The sequence below is a fragment of the Rhodovulum tesquicola genome, assembly GCF_024128855.1.
GTDB classification, from domain to species: Bacteria; Pseudomonadota; Alphaproteobacteria; order Rhodobacterales; family Rhodobacteraceae; genus Rhodovulum; species Rhodovulum tesquicola.
Map to the genome: position 1 here is coordinate 395,297 of NZ_JAMYDV010000001.1, position 16,662 is coordinate 411,958.

Here is a 16,662-nt window from a genome sequence, read left to right on the forward strand (position 1 = left end):
GCACGGGGTGACCCGTGCCAGTCCACATCGCGACAGGGAGGAAAGATGAAGAGGTTGCGACTGGCGCTGGTTTTCGGCGCAGTGGCGGGGCTGGCCAGCGCCGGCGGCGCCACCGAGAACAGGGGGCTGCCGGGCAACGGTCCTGCCGCCTACAAGGAGGATGGGCGGTACTTCACCGAGGACGGGGTGCCCACCTATTTCATCGCCGAGGACGGCACGGTCGATTGGCTGACCTTTTCAGGCTTCCGCCGCTATCACGCGGAGTGCCATGTCTGCCACGGGCCTGACGGCATGGGCTCGACCTACGCGCCGCCGCTGAAGGACGCCGTCGAGAGGATGGATTACTACGACTTCGTCTATATCGTGTCGAACGGGATCCAGAATGTCGACGTATCGCATCAGAACGTGATGCCCACCTTCGGGCAGAACAAGAACGTGATGTGCTACATCGACGACATCTATGTCTATCTCAAGGCCCGAGGTGATGGAGCGTTGCAGCGGGGCCGTCCGGCCAAGAGAGAGGACAAGTCGGATGCGGTCGCCTCCTTCGAAGCCGAGTGTATGGCCGGTGGTTGAAGCGCGTCTGGCTGCAGCGATAGGCACACTCTTTCTGAGCTTTGCGCCGGTTCCGGGGCAGGCGCAAACCTCGGATCTGGTATCGAAGACCGCATTCCGGGTTTGCGCCGATCCTGCCAACTACCCGATGTCGGACGATCAGGGGCGCGGGTTCGAGAACCGGCTTGCGGAACTTTTCGCAGAGAAGCTTGGGCTGCCGGTCGAATACACCTGGTACCCGATGGCGACAGGTTTCGTGCGGAATACCCTGCGTGCCAACAAGTGCGATGTCATCATCGGCTTTGCCCAGGGGCATGAGCTGGTGCTGAACACCAACCACTATTTCACCTCGACCTATGTGCTGATCGTGGATGCGGATGGTCCGCTCGCGAATGTCGAGGCCCTGTCCGACCCGGCCTTGCAGGGGCGCGCGCTGGGCGTCGTCGCGGGCACGCCGCCTGCCTCGCACATGGCGCGGTACGGTCTGATGGGCAAGGCGCTGGCCTATGACCTGATGGTGGATCGCCGCTACGAGGCGCCGGGCCCCGACATGCTGACCGCGCTGAGAGCCGGAGAGATCGACGGCGCGGTCCTGTGGGGGCCGATCGGCGGACCGCTGGTCAAGAACGACTTCCCCGAACTCAAGGTCATCCCGCTGGTCCACGAGGAATTGCCGCCGCGGCTGTTCTATCGCATCACCATGGGGGTGCGGCTGAACGAGAAGGTCTGGCAGCGCCAGTTGAACTCGTTGATCCGCCGCCATCAGGACGAGATCAACGCGATCCTGCACGAGGCGGGCGTTCCGATCGTGGACGATTATGGCAAGGTGGTGCGGGACCTGGCGCAATGATCCGCGCTGCGGCCCTTGCACTCGTGCTGGGGCTTGGGGCGGGGCAGGGGCTGGCCGAGGTGCCGGAACCCCCGGACTACCGCATGGACGACTATCGCGGTCCGGTGCCCGCAACGCTGGCGGGCGCCACCGTGATTGGCCCCGAACAGGCGCATGCGCTCTGGCAAGCGGGCGGGGCGGTGTTCGTCGATGTGATGCCGCGCGCACCGAAGCCGCCGAACCTGCCCGAAGGCACGATCTGGCGCGATCCTCCGCGCCTGTCGATTCCCGGCGCGATCTGGCTGCCGAATGTGGGCTATGGCGAGATTGCCGAGGTAACGCACGGCTATTTCCGCGATGGCCTTGACCGCGCGACCGGCGGGGACGCGGCGCGGCCGCTTGTATTCTTCTGCCTCGATGAATGCTGGATGAGCTGGAACGCCGCGAAACGCGCGCTCGAATACGGCCATGCGCGCGTCTACTGGTTTCCCGAAGGCACCGATGGATGGACGTTCCTTGCCCTGCCGCTGGAGCGGGCAGCGCCAGAGCCCGGCGAGCCGGGCACTCAGTAACCCGGAAGCTGGCGGCTGGCGGTGGTGACGGTGCCGCTGGTGTCTTTCATCGTGACCTCGACCAGCCGGGTTGCGCCCGGGGCGGACAGGCCGATGCGGGGGTTCTCGCTCAGCGAGATGCTGCCGGTGATCGTGGCATAGGGCTGGCCATCCAGCGCCACCGCGACCGTCTCGACATAGCGTGGCGGGATGAACAGCAGCGAGACCTGGTCCTTTTGCAGGCCGGAATGGCTGGGGTGACGGATGTCGATGTCGATCCGGCCCTCTCTTGTCGTCAGCGCGGCCAGTCGCGCGGTTGGAGGGGCGGCATGGGCCAATGGCGCCATCTCGATCCGCATCTGGCCCAGATCGGCAAGTGCTGCCACCGGATCGCTGCCGGGCGGCGCGGCGCAGGCGCCCTGTCCGCTGGTCTTGACATGGGTTTCGGCCACGAAAAGCCCGCCATCGGTCGTCTCGGCGACGACGTGCAGCGCCGTCGCGCCATTGAAGCGCAGCGTCAGGTCCAGAAACAGCGCGGGCAGCGGACGCGCCAGCTCGACCACGGCAGAGACCGGCATCGGGTTCTCGTCGAGAACCACGGTGACCCTGTCGATCAGCCGCCCTTCGGGCCCCTCGACATGCACCCCGATCGGCGTCCTTGCATCGTCCTCGGTGCGATAGGGGCTGGTGATGGCGATATGCGGACCGGCGGGGATCAACTCATGGTCCGGAAACAGCATTGGCCGCAACTCGTCCCATGCCGTCTGGGCAAGGGCCGGACCGGCTGCCAGCGACAGGGCGAGGGCAAGGAAAAGGCGGCGCATGGGCTCAGTCTCCTCGTTTTGCGATGAAGCGGCCAAAGGCGCGCGGGCCGTCGCCGGTGGCGATCTCGGCGGTCACGGTCAGGGTTTCGGCGTCGATCAGGCTGACGCTGTTGGAAAACCAGTTGGCAACCACGATGGTCGCGCCATTGGCGGTGGCGTCGATCCCCTCGGGGTATTCGCCGACCGCGATCTCGGCCAGCGCTGCGAGGGTGGCAAGGTCGATCACGCTGACCGTATCCGCGTGCTGGTTGGTGACGAAGGCCCGGCCACGGGCAAAGGCGACGCCATAGGGCTGGTCGCCGTCCGGAACCGTCGCCAGCACAAGGCGTCGGTCCACATCCACCACGCTCACGTCGTTAGAGCCGACATTGCCGACGAACAACCGCCCGTCCGGCGCAAAGCCCAGCCCGAAGGGCCGGGTGCCGACCGGGACCGTGCCCATGCGCGCAAGGTTTTCAAGGTCGAAAACCGAAACCTGCCCCGCCTCTTTGTCGGCCGAGGCAAGCCAGCGGCCATCGGGGGATACCGCCAGCCCGGCAGGCGCGGCGCCCGTTTCCAGCGTGCCGGTCAGCGCCATTGCGGCGGCATCCACCACCCAGAGCCGCGCATTGTACCAGTCCGACACGAAGACGCGCCCGCGCAGCGGATCATGGGCGATGCCGATGGGGCCGCCGTCCAGCGCGACCTGCCCGGTCTGGTGCCCCGAGGCATCGAAGCGGCGCAGCGACTTGGTGTCGGGCGAGACGGCGAAGAAGCCGTCTGCCGCAACCGCAATCCCGGCAGGCTGGCCGGGCAGCGGGACCTGCGCCAGCTCGGTTCCGGCAGCCAGATCGAGGATCGAGACCGAACCGCCGTTCTGGTTCGTCACATAGGCAATATCGCCTGCCGCCGGAGGCGCGGCGAGCGTCCAGCCCAAGGCCAGCGCCAGAATGTCAGGGCGCGCCAAAGCGGTCGACCAGGGCGGACAGGCCCGCCTCATAGACCGCTGTCACGGCCTTGATCGCGGCCTCGTCGTTCAGTTCGGGGGGCGGATCGTTGTTGGGATAGCCGCGATAGAAGGCGCCGCGCCATTCCACGACCGACCCGCCGCCATCGCGCGGCTTGACGGTCAGATGGGCGGAATAGTTCGTCACCGGCAGCACCTCGACCGCGACCTCGGTGATCCGGTAGGAATAGGTCATCTTCTCGGTATCGAATTTGTAAAGCTGTTCGGAAATGGTCGGCCCGTCCGCCGCACCCAGCGTCAGCACCCGCGTCGCATCGACCGCGTTGCCGCCCTCGCCGGTCGTGGCGTGGACAGCCGGGTGCCAGCCCATGTCCTGAAAGTCGCCCACGACCGCCCAGACCTCGGCCGGTTCGGCGGCCAGTTCGGTGGTCACGTCGACCTTCTGGCGCGTCGGCCCATGCGCCAGCGCCAGCGCGGGAACCATCACCGCCACGGCCGTCAGCGCGGCCAGAGAGCCATGGAACTTCACGAAATCCTCCCTCATTCCTTGAAGAAATTGTTTTTCAGGATGTAGCGCATGCCCCGAAGCCAGGAATCGTCGGTGTTCGAGCGGATATCAACGGACATCCCCCGCACCATTGCGCCGGTTTCGACATCGCGCATCACCAGGTTCATCGACAGGATAAGGTTCGACACCTTCTGCACCTCGCCGACCAGGACGTAATCGGCGCCCAGCTTGTCGGCGATCCGCAACTCGCAGCCATAGCAGTTGGCGGGGTTCTTGATGCGGGCCAGATCCTCGGCAACCGGCGCGTTGTCCATCAGCGCAAGCCCCTCGGCGCCAAAGCGTGCGCGCACCTCGTCCTCCAGCAGAACGATGCGCGCCTGTTCGTCTGCGCGCGCGCCGAAATAGTCGCCCTCGGTCGAGGTATCCAGAAAGGTGATGCCGAAGAACGCCACCTGCCCGTCGCGGTCCAGTGGGGCCTGCGCCGCGAGCGGGGCTGCGGCCAGAGCGATCAGGGCGGCAAGAGCCGCAAGAAGGGGGCGCAGGTTCATCGTCCGAGCTTATCCCCGCCCGGACAGGTCGCAATGCGCCTTAAGTATCGGTTTCCCATTTGCTCTGCGCTCTGGCACGATCCTCGAAACTCTGCCTGCGCTGGCGGGGAGGCGGCTGGCGGCGATGCTGTCCGCCGGTCCGGGTGATAAAGGGCGGACAAGAACGACACCGGAAACGCGCGCCGAAACCGGGAGGAAGATCATGTTGAACCGACTGACGGGCGCGCTTGCGGCCGCGCTGGCGCTATGGAGCGCCGCCGCTGCGTGGGCCGAGGATTTGCCGCGGCTGCGCGCGGCGGTGTTGCAGTTGGGCACCGTGACCTGGGAACTGACGACGATCATGGAAAACGGGCTCGATACCGCGAACGGGTTCGAGCTGGTGCTGTCGCCCTTTGCCGATAACGGCGCCACGCGCGTCGCGGTCGAGGGGGGCGAGGCCGACATGATGGTGGTCGACTGGATCTGGGTCGCCCGCCAGCGCGCCGCGGGCCGGGACTATGTCGCGATCCCCTATTCGCGGGCGGTGGGCGGTCTGGTGGTGCCCGCGGACAGCCCGGCGCAAAGCCTGAAGGACATGGCGGGGGCGAAGATCGGCATCGCGGGCGGACCGCTGGACAAGAGCTGGCTGATCCTGCGCGCCTATGCCGCGCGCGAATACGGCATGGACCTGGCCGCCGAGACCGAACAGGTCTATGGCGCGCCGCCGCTGATCTTCAAGGCGGGGTTGTCGGGGGAAACCGGCGGGGCGATCAATTTCTGGCACTTCCTCGCCAAGATGAAGGCCGCGGGGATGCGCGAACTGATCTCGGTGGCGGATGCCTCGGCGGCGCTGGGGCTCGATCCGGATACCCCGCTTCTGAGCTATGCGCTCAAGGAAAGCTTTCTGGCCGAGAATCCCGGCATCGCCGAAGCCTTTTACGCCGCCTCGCGCGAGGCCAAGGCGATGCTTCTGGAAAGCGACGCGGCGTGGGAGGCGATCCGGCCCCTGATGAACGCCGCCAACGATGCCGAGTTCGAGCGGCTGCGCGACGATTATCGCGCGGGGATCCCGGCGCCGGGCAATGTCGATCCCGAGGCGGCGGACCGCTTTCTGGCGCTGATGGCGGAACTGGGCGGCGAGGAACTGGTGGGGCGGGCCACGACCCTGCCTGCGGGCCTGTTCCTGGAACTGGAGTGAGCGGCGGCGATGCTTGGCCGCCTCGCCGTCCCGGCGATCTCGCTTTCCGGTCTGCTGCTCTTGTGGATCATCGCCGCGGCGCTGACCGCCGATCCGCAGATCCTGCCCCAGCCCTTTGCGCTGGTCGGGCCATGGCTGGCCGAGATCCGCTCGGGCGCGCTGCCCCATCACCTGGGCCAGACGCTGGTCCGGGTGATCTGGGCGTTCTGCCTTGCGATGAGCCTGGGGTTGATCCTCGGCCTGCTGATGGGCCGGTTCGAGCGGCTGAACCGCTGGCTCGATCCGTGGCTGGTGGTGTTCCTGAACCTGCCCGCGCTGGTGCTGATTGTGCTTTGCTATCTGTGGATCGGGCTGAACGAGACAGCGGCCATCGTGGCGGTGACGCTGAACAAGGTGCCGAACGTCACCGTCACCATCCGCGAGGGCGCGCGGGCGCTGTCGGCCGATCTGGACGCCATGGCGCGGGTCTATCGCATGTCCGGCTGGGCGCGGCTGCGCCATGTGCTGTTGCCCCAGCTTGCTCCTTTCGTGGCGGCGGCGGCGCGGGGCGGTGTGGCGGTGATCTGGAAGATCGTCCTGGTGGTCGAGTTCCTGGGCCGGTCGAACGGGATCGGCTTCAAGATCCACCTTTACTTCCAGCTGTTCGACGTGGGCATGGTGCTGATCTACGCGCTATCCTTCATCGTGGTGATGCTGGCCGTCGAATGGCTGATCCTGCAACCGTGGGAGCGGCGCGCGCGGCGCTGGCGGACGGCATGATCCGCGTCGATATCCGCGCCAAGTCCTTTGGCGATACCCCCGTTCTGGGCCCGGTCGCCTTCGAGGTCGCCAAGGGCGAGACGGTGGCGATCCTTGGCCCCTCGGGTATCGGCAAGACGACGCTCTTGCGTATCGTTGCCGGGCTGGATGACAGGTTCGAAGGCACGGTCGAGCGGCCCGGCCGGATCGCGATGGTGTTCCAGGAACCGACCCTTCTGCCCTGGCGCAGCGTGCTGCAGAACCTGACGCTGGTGCATCCGGGCCTGACGCGCCGGGCGGCGCGCGACATGCTGGCCCGGGTCGGTATCGGCGACAAGGCGCATGCCTTTCCCGGCCAGCTTTCGCTGGGCCAGCAGCGGCGGCTTGCCCTGGCACGCGCCTTTGCCGGGCATCCCGAGCTTCTGATCATGGACGAGCCCTTTGTTTCGCTCGACCCTGCAACCGCCGAGACGATGCTGGCGCTGACCGAGCGGCTGATCGCCGAGGAGCGGCCAGCCACGCTGTTCGTGACCCACTCTCGCGCCGAGGCCGAGCGCCTCGGGACCCGGATTCTGGACCTTGCCGGCCGGCCCGCTATCCTCTCACCTGCCCAGGGACAGGACATATGACCCGCACCACCGCCCTTTGCGTTTCCAATGTCAGCCTGTCCTACGGGGCGAAAAGGGCGCTGGACGATGTGTCCTTCGCGCTGGACCGGGGGCGGTTCTGCGCGCTTCTGGGGCCGAACGGGGCGGGGAAATCGACGCTGTTCTCGTTGCTCACGCGGCTTCTGGTGACGCGCGAGGGCAGGATCGAGGTGGCGGGCTTCGACCTGGCCCGCAACCCGCGCGCAGCACTTGCCCGGATCGGGGTGGTGTTCCAGCAGCCGACGCTGGATCTGGATACGAGTGTCATGCGCAACATGCGCTATTTCGCGGCGCTGCACGGCATGGCGGGGCGCGATGCCACCGCCCGGATCGACGCCGCGCTGGAGCGGCTGAACATGCGCGAGCGCGCGGACGAGAAGGTGCGCGCGCTGAATGGCGGGCACCGCCGGCGGATGGAGATTGCCCGCGCGCTGATCCATGCGCCCGAGGTGCTGTTGCTGGACGAGCCGACCGTGGGGCTGGACACCGCCGCGCGCCGGTCGATCACCGCCCATGTCCACGATCTGGCGGCCGAGGGGCTGACGGTCCTGTGGGCCACCCATCTGGTCGACGAGATCGAGCCTTCGGACGATGTCGTGGTGCTGAATCGCGGCCGGGTGCTGAAACAGGCCAGTGCGGCCGAGATTGCGGGCGAGGGCGATCTGATCGACGCCTTCATCGAGATGACCGGCGGCAATGACGAGGCGGCGGCATGAACGCCTGGACGATCGCGCTTTACGCCATCGTGCTGCGCGAGGCGATGCGGTTTCTTCAGAACCGCGGCCGTTTCCTTTCGGCGCTGGTGCGCCCGCTGGTCTGGCTGGTGATCTTTGCCGCGGGGTTCCGCGCGGCGCTGGGCCTGTCGATCACGCCGCCCTACCAGACCTATATCACCTACGAGGTCTACATCGTCCCCGGCCTTTGCGCGATGATCCAGCTTTTCAACGGGATGCAGTCCTCGCTTTCGCTGGTCTACGATCAGGAAATGGGCTCCATGCGGCTGTTGCTGACCTCCCCCCGGCCGCGCTGGTGGCTTCTGTTCTGCAAGCTGATGGCGGGCGTGGCGGTGTCGCTGTTGCAAGTCTATGCCTTTCTCGGCATCGCCGCGCTGATGGGCATCAGGATGCCCGCGATGGGCTATGTCTACGTCCTGCCGGCGCTTGTCCTCAGCGGGTTGATGCTGGGGGCGCTGGGGCTGTTGATCTCGTCCACGATCAGGCAGCTCGAGAATTTCGCGGGCGTGATGAATTTCGTCATCTTCCCGATGTTCTTCCTGTCGACCGCGCTTTATCCGCTGTGGAAGATGGCCGAAGCCTCGCGGCTGCTGCGCGACATCTGCGCGGTGAACCCCTTTACCCATGCGGTCGAACTGATCCGCTTTGCGCTTTATGCGCAGTTCAACGGCTGGGCGTTGCTGTGGGTCGGGACCGGGGCGGTCGCGTTCTTCCTGCTGGCGCTATTGGGCTATGACCCGGCGCGGGGGCTGATGCGGCGCAAGGGATAGCCGCGTTCTGCCCGGGATTCAGGCAGCGCAGGGCGAAAACGTCGCCGATTTCTGCTTTGCATGTGCAGCATGGATTTTGCTGCGATGCAGCATTGCGGGAAGCGCGCGCCCGGTTAACCATCAATGCAGGATCGCCTGCCATCCTTTCGGCAGGAACCGGAAAGCGCGAGGTCGCCATGATCGAACTTGTCTTCGTCGCCTGCTTTGGACTGGCGCAGAATGAACAACGGGCCTGCGAGGAACGCAGCCTGATCTATACCGACATCTCACCCATGGCCTGCATGATGGGGGCCCAGCCGGAACTGGCAAAATGGGTCGAGACGCATCCGAACTGGACCGTCGCCAACTGGAAATGCCGGTATCTGAACACCGCCCAGCGCAAGGCCTGATCCCGCGGGCTGCGTTTGCGCTTGAAGCGGCTGCGGGGTAGGGGTTCAGTCCGGGCCATGGTTCCGGACGCACCCCTGACCCCCAAGGATATCGAGCCGCTTGAGCGGATCGCGCGGTTTTCCTGGGACTGGGCGCCCGCCCTTTGCGCGCCCGGCGATGGCTGCGCCGATTACCACCGGGCCTGGTCGATGCTGCGGCTGGTGCTGGCACAGGGCAAGCCGCCCGCGGGCTGGCGGTTCTTTCACGCCGAGATCGCCCGGGCCGCGGCGCAGGGTGCGCGGCGGGTGCTGATCTCGGGCGGGGCCGATACCGGGGTTTTGTCGATTGTCGCCTCGGGCTTTCGCAATGCGGGCGTTGCGCCGCAAATCACCTATGTCGACCGCTGCGCGACGCCGGTCATGCAGAACCGCCTGCTGGGCGCCGAGTTGGGCCTCGATCTGACCGCCCGCACCGCCGACATGCTGGACTTCCGCGCCGAGGGCATGGATCTGGTGATCGCCCATTCCTTCCTCGTCTTCTTTCCGCGCGACCAGCGCGGCCGGGTCGTTGCCAACTGGGCGGCAAGCCTTGTGCCCGGCGGCGCGGTGCTGATGTCCAGCGCGCTGGCCGAGGATGGCGAGGGCGAGCCCTGGCGGCCAGAGGGCGCGGACGACATCCCGGCCCGGCAGGCCAGGCTGACCGAACAGGCGCGAGCCGCGGGGCTTGCGCCCGTGGAGGTGGCCGAACTGGCCGAGGTCGCGGGCCGGTTCTGGGCATCCCGCCCGACACGGCGCACCGGCCCCCTGGGCGAGGCCGAGATGCGCGGGCTGTTCGCGGCGGCCGGGCTGACGGTCGAGCGGGTGGACCATACCGGCAAGTCAACGGACCTGGCCAACGGAACGGGCACGCTGCGCCGCCGCCGGGCCGCGATCATCGCGCGCAAGCCCGCCTGAGCTGCGCGGCCGGGCGGCGATGCAACAGGGCGGGGCCATTTCTTCTGCCGTCTTGTTCGGACCCGCCCCCCACTCTACATGCGAGTCCATGAAGCGCTGGCTCCCCTTCGTGAAATCCGATCCACTGGTGGCGGTGATCCGTCTTTCCGGCCCGATTGCGGCGGGCGGCCGGGGCGGGGCCAGCTTGTCGGATGCGGGGCTTGCGCCGGTGATCGAGCGCGCCTTTCGCAAGGGCCGCCCGGCCGCGGTGGCGCTGGCGCTGAACTCGCCCGGCGGATCGCCTGCGCAAAGCGCGCTGATCGGCGCGCGGATCCGCCGGCTTGCCGAGGAATGCGAGGTGCCGGTCTTCGCCTTCGTCGAGGATGTCGCCGCCTCGGGCGGCTACTGGCTGGCCTGCGCGGCCGACGAGATCTGGGCCGACCGCAGTTCCATCATCGGCTCGATCGGGGTGATCTATACGGGCTTCGGCTTTCCCGAGTTCATCGCGCGCTACGGCGTCGAACGCCGGGTGCATGCCGCGGGCGAAAGCAAGAGCTTCCTCGACCCGTTCCAGCCGGAAAAGCCCGAGGATGTCGCGCGGCTGATGCAGTTGCAGACCCCGATCCACGAAGCGTTCAAGGACCATGTCCGCGCGCGTCGCGGCACGCGGCTGAAGGAGGATCGCGACCTCTTTACCGGCGATGTCTGGGTCGGGGAGCAGGCGGTCGAACTGGGGCTGGCGGATGGCATCGGCCATATGGTGCCGGTGATGAAGGACCGTTTTGGCGACAAGGTGAAGTTCGCGCTGCATAGCCCGCGCAAGGGTCTTTGGTCGCGGCTCGGTGCGCCCGCGGTGGCGGGCGTGATGGACGAGATCGAGGCGCGCGCGCTGTGGGCGCGCTATGGGTTGTAGGATATGATACTCAAGATCGTGACGCTCTTCCTGATCGGCATGGCCGTGCTGGCCATGTTCGGCAGGCTGCGCCTGCCCGGGACGGGCGGTCGGCGCATTGCCTTCGGGCGGTCCAGAACCGGCAAATGCCCCGCCTGTGGGCGCCATCGGATCGGCAGCGGTCCCTGCCCCTGCGGAAAGGGCTAGGCACAATGGCGATCCAGTTCATGTACGCCGCCCTCGGGTTGGCGTTGCTGGTTCTGGCCGGGGACAGCCTGGTCAAGGGGGCGGTGAACCTGTCGCTGCGACTGGGTGTGCCCGCGCTGATCGTGGGGCTGACCATCGTGGCCTTCGGCACCTCGGCGCCCGAACTTCTGGTCTCGATCCAGGCGGTGCTGCGCGACTCGCCGGGCATTGCGCTGGGCAATGTCGTCGGATCGAACATTGCCAACGTGCTTATGGTGCTGGGCCTGCCGGCACTGATCGTGGCGATCCGGACCGATGAATGCGACACGCGGCGCACCTATGGGCTGATGCTGGGCGCCACGGTCTTCTTCTTGGCGATCTCGCTGACCGGAACGATCACATGGGTTCACGGCCTGGGCCTTTTGCTGGTGCTGGGTTTCGTTCTGGCCGACGCCTTCCTGACCGCCAGAAACCATAGGCGTGCGAATGGCGCGCGCGTGGCAGCAGGTGACGATCCCGAGGAGATAGAGGGTGCCGATCCCGGTCTTGGCTGGCAAAAAATCCTGGTCTACCTGGTGCTGGGTCTCATCGGTCTTCCATTGGGCGCAGACCTTCTGGTCGACAGTTCGATCGAGATTGCCCGGGCGCTGAACGTGTCGGATACGGTGATCGGCCTCACGCTGGTGGCCGTCGGCACATCGCTTCCCGAGCTTGCCACCACGGTCGTGGCCGCGCTGCGCCGACAGGCTGATGTCGCCTTGGGCAACGTGATCGGGTCGAACATGTTCAACCTGCTCGCCATCGTCGGCATTGCCAGCTTCTTCGGCAATATCCCGATCCCGGCCGAGATGCTGCGCTTCGATTTCTGGGTGATGCTGGGGGCCACGCTCCTTCTGGTGCCCTTCGTGTTCCGGGGCTGGCCGTTGACCCGGGTCTGGGGCGCGATCTTCACGGCCCTCTTCGTGCTCTACATTGCGCTTGTGGTGATGACATGACGGATCGTGCGCTGGTGACAGGCGGCGCGCGGCGGTTGGGCCGGGCGATGGCGCTGCACCTTGCGGCGCGCGGTTTCGACGTGGCGATCCATTATGCCGCCAGCGCCGATGCAGCCGAGGCGGTGGCAGGCGAGATCCGCGCCCGGGGCCAGCATGCGGTGGCGCTGCAGGCCGATCTGCTGGACGAGGATGCCGCCGCCGCGCTGGTCGGGCGGGCGGCCGAGGCGCTGGGCGGGCCGCTGACGGTGCTGGTCAACAACGCCTCGATCTTCGAATACGACAACATCCACACCGCCTCCCGCGAAAGCTGGGACCGGCATATCGGCTCGAACCTGCGCGCGCCCTTCCTGCTGACGCAGGCCTTTGCCCATCAGGCGCCCGATCACGGCATCTGCGAGGGTGGCGAGCCGCTGGCTTCGGGACTGGTGATCAACATGATCGACCAGCGCGTGCTCAAGCCGACGCCCGAATTCATGACCTATACCATCGCCAAGATGGGGCTCTGGGCCTTTACCCGCACCGCGGCGCAGGCGCTGGCCCCGGCGATCCGCGTGAACGCGATCGGGCCGGGGCCGACGCTGCGCGGCGGTCGGCAGTCCGAGGACCATTTCGCTCGCCAGCGCGCCGCGACGATCCTGCGCCGCGGCGCCGATCCCGACGAGATCTGCGCTGCGCTCGACTACTTCCTTGATGCGCGCTCGGTCACGGGGCAACTTCTGTGCGTCGATGGCGGCCAGCACCTGTCCTGGCAGACACCCGATGTTCTTGGGGTGGAGTGACGGTCTCGGGCAGAGTGGCGCGTTAACTTTTCCACCTCTGCCGGAGCCGGTCATAATTTCTTCACCATTTCTTCAGGAAATTCAACAATTTGCAACATTGTGAATTTTGTGATGAAATATCAATCACTTGCAGAACCGCACAAAAAATGAGCAAACCGTTGAACGGGTCGGAATCCAATGGAAAATCCCACGCGCCCCAAGCTTATACGCAGACTTGTCCACAGAAGTCGTGGACATGTTTGGACTTGATGGCCGGCCGGGTATCGTTGCAGCGATGGCGGGGAATCACGATCTCGACGAAATGACCATGAACCCGACCGAGGCTGAAGCCGCCCGCCGCCCGCAGGGCCATGCCTGTATCCAGTCCTACCTTGCGACGCTGGACAACTCGCCCGGTGTCTACCGCATGCTCGATGCCCAGGCCCGCGTTCTGTATGTCGGCAAGGCCCGCAGCCTGAGGAAACGGGTGGCGAATTATGCCAAGCCGTCCGGGCATTCCCCCCGGATCGCGCGGATGATCTCGGAAACCGCGTCGATGATGTTCCTGACCACGCGGACCGAGACCGAGGCGCTGCTGCTTGAGCAGAACCTCATCAAGCAGCTCAAGCCGCGCTACAACGTGCTGTTGCGCGACGACAAGAGCTTTCCCAACATCCTGATTACCACCGGCCACCTTTTCCCGCAGATCACCAAGCATCGCGGGGCCAAGTCCGAGAAGGGCGCCTATTTCGGCCCCTTCGCCAGTGCCGGCGCGGTGAACCGGACGCTGAACCAGTTGCAGAAGGTGTTCCTGCTGAGGAACTGTTCGGACTCGGTGTTCGACAGCCGCACGCGGCCCTGTCTTCTGTTCCAGATAAAGCGGTGCAGCGCGCCCTGCGTCGGCCGGATCAGCGCGGCCGAGTATGCCCGGGCGGTGCGCGATGCCGAACGCTTCCTTCAGGGCCGCACGACCGGCGTGCAGGAGGCGCTGGCGACCGAGATGGCGGCGGCCTCGGACGCGATGGAGTTCGAGCGCGCGGCGGCCCTGCGCGACCGCATCCGCGCCCTGACCCAGGTGCAGTCGGTTCAGGGCATCAACCCGCGCGGCGTGGCCGAGGCGGATGTGATCGCGCTGCACATGGAGGGCGGGCAGGCCTGCGTGCAGGTCTTCTTCATCCGGGCGAACCAGAACTGGGGCAACCGGGACTATTACCCGAAGACCGGTTCCGGCGCCGAGGCGGCCGAGGTGCTGCGCGGCTTCCTTGGCCAGTTCTACGAGAACAAGGACCCGCCCCGGCTGATCCTCTTGTCGGACGATATCGAGGATCGCGACCTGATGGCAGAGGCGCTGTCCGAACGCGCGGGCCGCAAGGTCGAGATCGCGGTGCCCCAGCGTGGCGAAAAGGCGGATCTGGTGGCCGGGGCCGCCCGCAATGCCCGCGAAAGCCTTGCCCGGCGCTTGTCGGAAAGCGTGGCGCAGGGCAAGCTGCTGGCAGGGCTGGCCGAGGCGTTCGGACTGGACTCCCCGCCCGCGCGGATCGAGATCTACGACAACAGCCATATCCAGGGCACGAACGCGGTGGGGGCGATGGTGGTTGCCGGACCCGAGGGGTTCGTGAAAAGCCAGTACCGCAAGTTCAACATCCGCGGCACCGACCTGACGCCGGGCGACGATTTCGGCATGATGCGCGAGGTGCTGACGCGCCGCTTCCAGCGGTTGCTCAGGGAAGACCCGGATCGCGAGGGGGAGACATGGCCCGACCTGTTGCTGATCGACGGCGGTGCGGGGCAGGTGGGGGCGGTCGCGCAGATCATGGCCGATCTGGGCGTCGAGGACATCCCGGTTCTTGGCGTGGCCAAGGGCATCGACCGCGATGCCGGGAAAGAGGAATTCCACCGCCCCGGCCAGCGCCCCTTTGCGCTGAAACACAATGACCCGGTGCTTTACTTCGTGCAGCGCCTGCGCGACGAGGCGCACCGCTTTGCCATCGGGGCGCATCGGCAAAAGCGCGCCAAGGCCGTGGGCGCCACGCCGCTTGACGACATCCCCGGCGTCGGCGCCACGCGCAAGCGCGCGCTGCTGGCGCATTTCGGCAGCGCAAAGGCGGTAGCGCGCGCGGGATTGGCCGATCTCAAGGCCGTGGACGGAGTTTCCGAATCGCTGGCACAAAGAATCCATGACTTCTTTCATGCCGGTGGCTGAGTTGTGCGACAGGTTGTGCTGGGCATTGACGCGGCCTGGACCGCGAGTGAGCCGAGCGGGCTTGCCTTGGGCGCTGACGGACACAGGAGGGCATTTGCCCCAAGGATGCAGCGTCCCCGGGCGGGAGTTTGTAGCGCGAGGCATGATGATGGCATCCAAGCACCCTTTCCCTTGGCGGGTTGAGCCGGTAAGCCTGACGCCATGAGGTGGACCCTGCCCAATATCCTGTCCGTGCTGCGCCTTTGCGCAGCGCCGCTGTTTCCGGCGGTCTATTTCCTGTGGGACAGCCCGCTGGCCGACTGGATCGCGCTTGTTCTTTTCGTCGGAGCCGCGGCGACCGACTGGGTGGACGGCTACCTGGCCCGGAAATGGAATGTCGTCAGCCGCTTCGGCGCGATGGTCGATCCGATCGCCGACAAGGCGATGGTGCTGATCGCGCTGATGGTCGTGGTGGCACAGGCGGGGATGCCGGCGGTGATGACGCTGGCCGCGGGCGTGATATTCTTCCGCGAGGTCTTCGTCTCGGGCCTGCGCGAGTTTCTGGGCGCGCGCGCTGGCCAGCTCAAGGTGACGCAGCTTGCCAAGTGGAAGACCACGGTCCAGATGGTCGCGATCTCGGTGCTGATCGGCCATGGGATCGTGGCCCTGCCCGCAGTCGAGTTCCTGGGAACCGCGCTGCTCGTCGTGGCGGCGGGGCTGACGCTGATAACCGGGGCGGATTATTTCGCCAAGGCCTGGCCCCATCTCGCCGAGGGAGAGCGGCGATGATCGAGGTTCTCTATTTCGCCTGGCTGCGCGAGCGCATCGGCCTGCCGAAGGAACGGATCGAGACATCCGCGGCGACCGTGGCCGATCTGGTCGAGGAACTGAAGGCGCGCGAGGACCGCTATGCCGCCGCCTTTGCCGATCTTGCGGCGGTGCGGGTTGCGCTGGACCAGGAACTTGCCGAGTTCGACGCCCCGCTGGCAGGCGTGCGCGAGGTCGCCTTTTTCCCGCCGATGACCGGGGGCTGAGGATGCGGGTTCGCGTTCAGGCCGAGCCCTTCGATTTCGGCGCGGAATGCGGGGCCTTCGCCACCGGGCGGACCGATGCGGGCGCAGTTGTGACCTTTGCGGGGATCGTGCGCGACGATGGCGGGCTCGCGCGGATGGAACTGGAGCATTACCCCGGCATGACCGAAAGGGCGCTGGGGCGGATCACGGCCGAAGCGATGCGGCGCTGGGCGCTGAGGGATTGCCTCGTCATCCACCGCTTCGGGACGATGCTGCCCGGCGAGACGATCATGATGGTCGGGACCGCCGCCCCCCACCGCGCCGATGCCTTTGCCGCGGCGGAATTCCTGATGGACTACCTGAAATCCCGCGCGCCTTTCTGGAAGAAGGAGTTCGGCGCAGACGGTTCAGCCTGGGTCGCGGCGAAGGACACCGACGAAAAGGCGCTCGGCCGCTGGTCCGAAGACTGACCATCCGCCTGCTTCTTGGAGCGCATACCCGTTCTGCC

General features: G+C 66.6%; 22 protein-coding genes. 18 read left to right on the forward strand and 4 right to left on the reverse strand.

Annotated elements, in window-relative coordinates; all coding sequences use genetic code 11:
* Positions 1–45: 45 nt before the first annotated feature.
* Genes NHN26_RS01810 through NHN26_RS01820 form a run of 3 tightly spaced genes read left to right on the forward strand, consistent with a single transcriptional unit; the run spans position 46 to position 1,956 of the window.
* On the forward strand, positions 46–576 hold the full coding sequence (locus NHN26_RS01810; protein WP_253087810.1) for a c-type cytochrome, methanol metabolism-related: 531 nt from the start codon (positions 46–48) through the stop codon (positions 574–576).
* Complete coding sequence (locus NHN26_RS01815; protein WP_435594160.1) at positions 533–1,405, forward strand: substrate-binding domain-containing protein; 873 nt, start codon at positions 533–535, stop codon at positions 1,403–1,405. The genes NHN26_RS01810 and NHN26_RS01815 overlap by 44 nt, the downstream gene beginning before the upstream one ends.
* Entirely contained in the window at positions 1,402–1,956 is a 555-nt protein-coding gene (locus tag NHN26_RS01820) for a PQQ-dependent catabolism-associated CXXCW motif protein (RefSeq protein WP_253087811.1), read from the forward strand. The genes NHN26_RS01815 and NHN26_RS01820 overlap by 4 nt, the downstream gene beginning before the upstream one ends.
* Here NHN26_RS01820 and NHN26_RS01825 read toward each other — a convergent pair.
* The 4 genes from NHN26_RS01825 to NHN26_RS01840 are packed head-to-tail and all read right to left on the reverse strand — an operon-like array spanning position 1,950 to position 4,761.
* Positions 1,950–2,759 (reverse strand): quinoprotein dehydrogenase-associated SoxYZ-like carrier, encoded by an 810-nt coding sequence (locus NHN26_RS01825; protein ID WP_253087812.1) that lies wholly within the window; start codon positions 2,757–2,759, stop codon positions 1,950–1,952. The genes NHN26_RS01820 and NHN26_RS01825 overlap by 7 nt on opposite strands.
* Positions 2,760–2,763: 4 nt before the next feature.
* Positions 2,764–3,705, reverse strand: coding sequence for a cytochrome D1 domain-containing protein (locus tag NHN26_RS01830; protein WP_253087813.1), 942 nt, complete (start codon positions 3,703–3,705; stop codon positions 2,764–2,766).
* On the reverse strand, positions 3,692–4,189 hold the full coding sequence (locus tag NHN26_RS01835; RefSeq protein ID WP_435594166.1) for an SRPBCC family protein: 498 nt from the start codon (positions 4,187–4,189) through the stop codon (positions 3,692–3,694). Before NHN26_RS01835 ends, NHN26_RS01830 begins: the two co-directional genes overlap by 14 nt.
* A 56-nt stretch (positions 4,190–4,245) precedes the next feature.
* Positions 4,246–4,761, reverse strand: a complete 516-nt coding sequence (locus NHN26_RS01840; protein ID WP_253087815.1) for a DUF3280 domain-containing protein — start codon at positions 4,759–4,761, stop codon at positions 4,246–4,248.
* A gap of 202 nt (positions 4,762–4,963) precedes the next feature.
* Between NHN26_RS01840 and NHN26_RS01845 the strand changes: the two genes are divergently transcribed.
* From NHN26_RS01845 to NHN26_RS01915, 15 genes are all read left to right on the forward strand, one after another.
* Positions 4,964–5,938, forward strand: coding sequence for an ABC transporter substrate-binding protein (locus NHN26_RS01845; RefSeq protein WP_253087816.1), 975 nt, complete (start codon positions 4,964–4,966; stop codon positions 5,936–5,938).
* A 9-nt stretch (positions 5,939–5,947) separates the two neighbouring features.
* The gene (locus NHN26_RS01850; RefSeq protein ID WP_253087817.1) at positions 5,948–6,697 is read left to right on the forward strand and encodes an ABC transporter permease; all 750 of its coding nucleotides are present in this window, start codon (positions 5,948–5,950) and stop codon (positions 6,695–6,697) included.
* The gene (locus NHN26_RS01855) at positions 6,643–7,305 is read left to right on the forward strand and encodes an ABC transporter ATP-binding protein (RefSeq protein ID WP_253087818.1); all 663 of its coding nucleotides are present in this window, start codon (positions 6,643–6,645) and stop codon (positions 7,303–7,305) included. Before NHN26_RS01850 ends, NHN26_RS01855 begins: the two co-directional genes overlap by 55 nt.
* Complete coding sequence (locus tag NHN26_RS01860) at positions 7,302–8,039, forward strand: ABC transporter ATP-binding protein (RefSeq protein ID WP_253087819.1); 738 nt, start codon at positions 7,302–7,304, stop codon at positions 8,037–8,039. The genes NHN26_RS01855 and NHN26_RS01860 overlap by 4 nt, the downstream gene beginning before the upstream one ends.
* Positions 8,036–8,827, forward strand: a complete 792-nt coding sequence (locus NHN26_RS01865) for an ABC transporter permease (RefSeq protein WP_253087820.1) — start codon at positions 8,036–8,038, stop codon at positions 8,825–8,827. The genes NHN26_RS01860 and NHN26_RS01865 overlap by 4 nt, the downstream gene beginning before the upstream one ends.
* 176 nt (positions 8,828–9,003) lie before the next feature.
* Positions 9,004–9,216, forward strand: coding sequence for a hypothetical protein (locus NHN26_RS01870; protein WP_253087821.1), 213 nt, complete (start codon positions 9,004–9,006; stop codon positions 9,214–9,216).
* A gap of 57 nt (positions 9,217–9,273) precedes the next feature.
* Positions 9,274–10,149, forward strand: a complete 876-nt coding sequence (locus NHN26_RS01875; RefSeq protein WP_253087822.1) for a class I SAM-dependent methyltransferase — start codon at positions 9,274–9,276, stop codon at positions 10,147–10,149.
* A gap of 88 nt (positions 10,150–10,237) precedes the next feature.
* Entirely contained in the window at positions 10,238–11,041 is an 804-nt protein-coding gene (locus NHN26_RS01880; RefSeq protein WP_253087823.1) for a S49 family peptidase, read from the forward strand.
* A gap of 3 nt (positions 11,042–11,044) precedes the next feature.
* On the forward strand, positions 11,045–11,227 hold the full coding sequence (locus NHN26_RS01885) for a hypothetical protein (RefSeq protein ID WP_253087824.1): 183 nt from the start codon (positions 11,045–11,047) through the stop codon (positions 11,225–11,227).
* A gap of 5 nt (positions 11,228–11,232) precedes the next feature.
* Positions 11,233–12,201: a calcium/sodium antiporter gene (locus NHN26_RS01890; RefSeq protein ID WP_253087825.1), complete on the forward strand. Its 969-nt coding sequence runs from the start codon at positions 11,233–11,235 to the stop codon at positions 12,199–12,201.
* Positions 12,198–12,980, forward strand: a complete 783-nt coding sequence (locus NHN26_RS01895; protein ID WP_253087826.1) for an SDR family oxidoreductase — start codon at positions 12,198–12,200, stop codon at positions 12,978–12,980. Before NHN26_RS01890 ends, NHN26_RS01895 begins: the two co-directional genes overlap by 4 nt.
* A gap of 307 nt (positions 12,981–13,287) precedes the next feature.
* Positions 13,288–15,162: an excinuclease ABC subunit UvrC gene (gene uvrC / locus NHN26_RS01900; RefSeq protein ID WP_435594167.1), complete on the forward strand. Its 1,875-nt coding sequence runs from the start codon at positions 13,288–13,290 to the stop codon at positions 15,160–15,162.
* A gap of 201 nt (positions 15,163–15,363) precedes the next feature.
* Positions 15,364–15,930: a CDP-diacylglycerol--glycerol-3-phosphate 3-phosphatidyltransferase gene (gene pgsA, locus NHN26_RS01905; protein ID WP_253087827.1), complete on the forward strand. Its 567-nt coding sequence runs from the start codon at positions 15,364–15,366 to the stop codon at positions 15,928–15,930.
* Positions 15,927–16,175: a molybdopterin converting factor subunit 1 gene (moaD, locus tag NHN26_RS01910; protein ID WP_253087828.1), complete on the forward strand. Its 249-nt coding sequence runs from the start codon at positions 15,927–15,929 to the stop codon at positions 16,173–16,175. Before pgsA ends, moaD begins: the two co-directional genes overlap by 4 nt.
* A gap of 2 nt (positions 16,176–16,177) precedes the next feature.
* Positions 16,178–16,624 carry a molybdenum cofactor biosynthesis protein MoaE gene (locus NHN26_RS01915; RefSeq protein WP_253087829.1) on the forward strand — a complete coding sequence of 149 codons (447 nt, stop codon included), beginning with the start codon at positions 16,178–16,180 and terminating at the stop codon, positions 16,622–16,624.
* The last annotated feature ends 38 nt before the right edge of the window (positions 16,625–16,662 follow it).

Excerpts from the sequence above, each read along its gene's own strand:
- NHN26_RS01860 (WP_253087819.1), top strand. The coding sequence starts at position 7,302 with ATGACCCGCACCACCGCCCTTTGCGTTTCCAATGTCAGCCTGTCCTAC.
- pgsA (WP_253087827.1), top strand. The coding sequence starts at position 15,364 with ATGAGGTGGACCCTGCCCAATATCCTGTCCGTGCTGCGCCTTTGCGCA.
- NHN26_RS01810 (WP_253087810.1), top strand. The coding sequence starts at position 46 with ATGAAGAGGTTGCGACTGGCGCTGGTTTTCGGCGCAGTGGCGGGGCTG.
- uvrC (WP_435594167.1), top strand. The coding sequence starts at position 13,288 with ATGAACCCGACCGAGGCTGAAGCCGCCCGCCGCCCGCAGGGCCATGCC.
- NHN26_RS01875 (WP_253087822.1), top strand. The coding sequence starts at position 9,274 with ATGGTTCCGGACGCACCCCTGACCCCCAAGGATATCGAGCCGCTTGAG.
- NHN26_RS01870 (WP_253087821.1), top strand. The coding sequence starts at position 9,004 with ATGATCGAACTTGTCTTCGTCGCCTGCTTTGGACTGGCGCAGAATGAA.
- NHN26_RS01825 (WP_253087812.1), bottom strand. The coding sequence starts at position 2,759 with ATGCGCCGCCTTTTCCTTGCCCTCGCCCTGTCGCTGGCAGCCGGTCCG.
- NHN26_RS01915 (WP_253087829.1), top strand. The coding sequence starts at position 16,178 with ATGCGGGTTCGCGTTCAGGCCGAGCCCTTCGATTTCGGCGCGGAATGC.
- NHN26_RS01840 (WP_253087815.1), bottom strand. The coding sequence starts at position 4,761 with ATGAACCTGCGCCCCCTTCTTGCGGCTCTTGCCGCCCTGATCGCTCTG.
- NHN26_RS01890 (WP_253087825.1), top strand. The coding sequence starts at position 11,233 with ATGGCGATCCAGTTCATGTACGCCGCCCTCGGGTTGGCGTTGCTGGTT.
- moaD (WP_253087828.1), top strand. The coding sequence starts at position 15,927 with ATGATCGAGGTTCTCTATTTCGCCTGGCTGCGCGAGCGCATCGGCCTG.
- NHN26_RS01880 (WP_253087823.1), top strand. The coding sequence starts at position 10,238 with ATGAAGCGCTGGCTCCCCTTCGTGAAATCCGATCCACTGGTGGCGGTG.
- NHN26_RS01895 (WP_253087826.1), top strand. The coding sequence starts at position 12,198 with ATGACGGATCGTGCGCTGGTGACAGGCGGCGCGCGGCGGTTGGGCCGG.
- NHN26_RS01885 (WP_253087824.1), top strand. The coding sequence starts at position 11,045 with ATGATACTCAAGATCGTGACGCTCTTCCTGATCGGCATGGCCGTGCTG.
- NHN26_RS01845 (WP_253087816.1), top strand. The coding sequence starts at position 4,964 with ATGTTGAACCGACTGACGGGCGCGCTTGCGGCCGCGCTGGCGCTATGG.
- NHN26_RS01820 (WP_253087811.1), top strand. The coding sequence starts at position 1,402 with ATGATCCGCGCTGCGGCCCTTGCACTCGTGCTGGGGCTTGGGGCGGGG.
- NHN26_RS01850 (WP_253087817.1), top strand. The coding sequence starts at position 5,948 with ATGCTTGGCCGCCTCGCCGTCCCGGCGATCTCGCTTTCCGGTCTGCTG.
- NHN26_RS01865 (WP_253087820.1), top strand. The coding sequence starts at position 8,036 with ATGAACGCCTGGACGATCGCGCTTTACGCCATCGTGCTGCGCGAGGCG.
- NHN26_RS01835 (WP_435594166.1), bottom strand. The coding sequence starts at position 4,189 with ATGGTTCCCGCGCTGGCGCTGGCGCATGGGCCGACGCGCCAGAAGGTC.
- NHN26_RS01855 (WP_253087818.1), top strand. The coding sequence starts at position 6,643 with ATGGCTGATCCTGCAACCGTGGGAGCGGCGCGCGCGGCGCTGGCGGAC.
- NHN26_RS01815 (WP_435594160.1), top strand. The coding sequence starts at position 533 with ATGCGGTCGCCTCCTTCGAAGCCGAGTGTATGGCCGGTGGTTGAAGCG.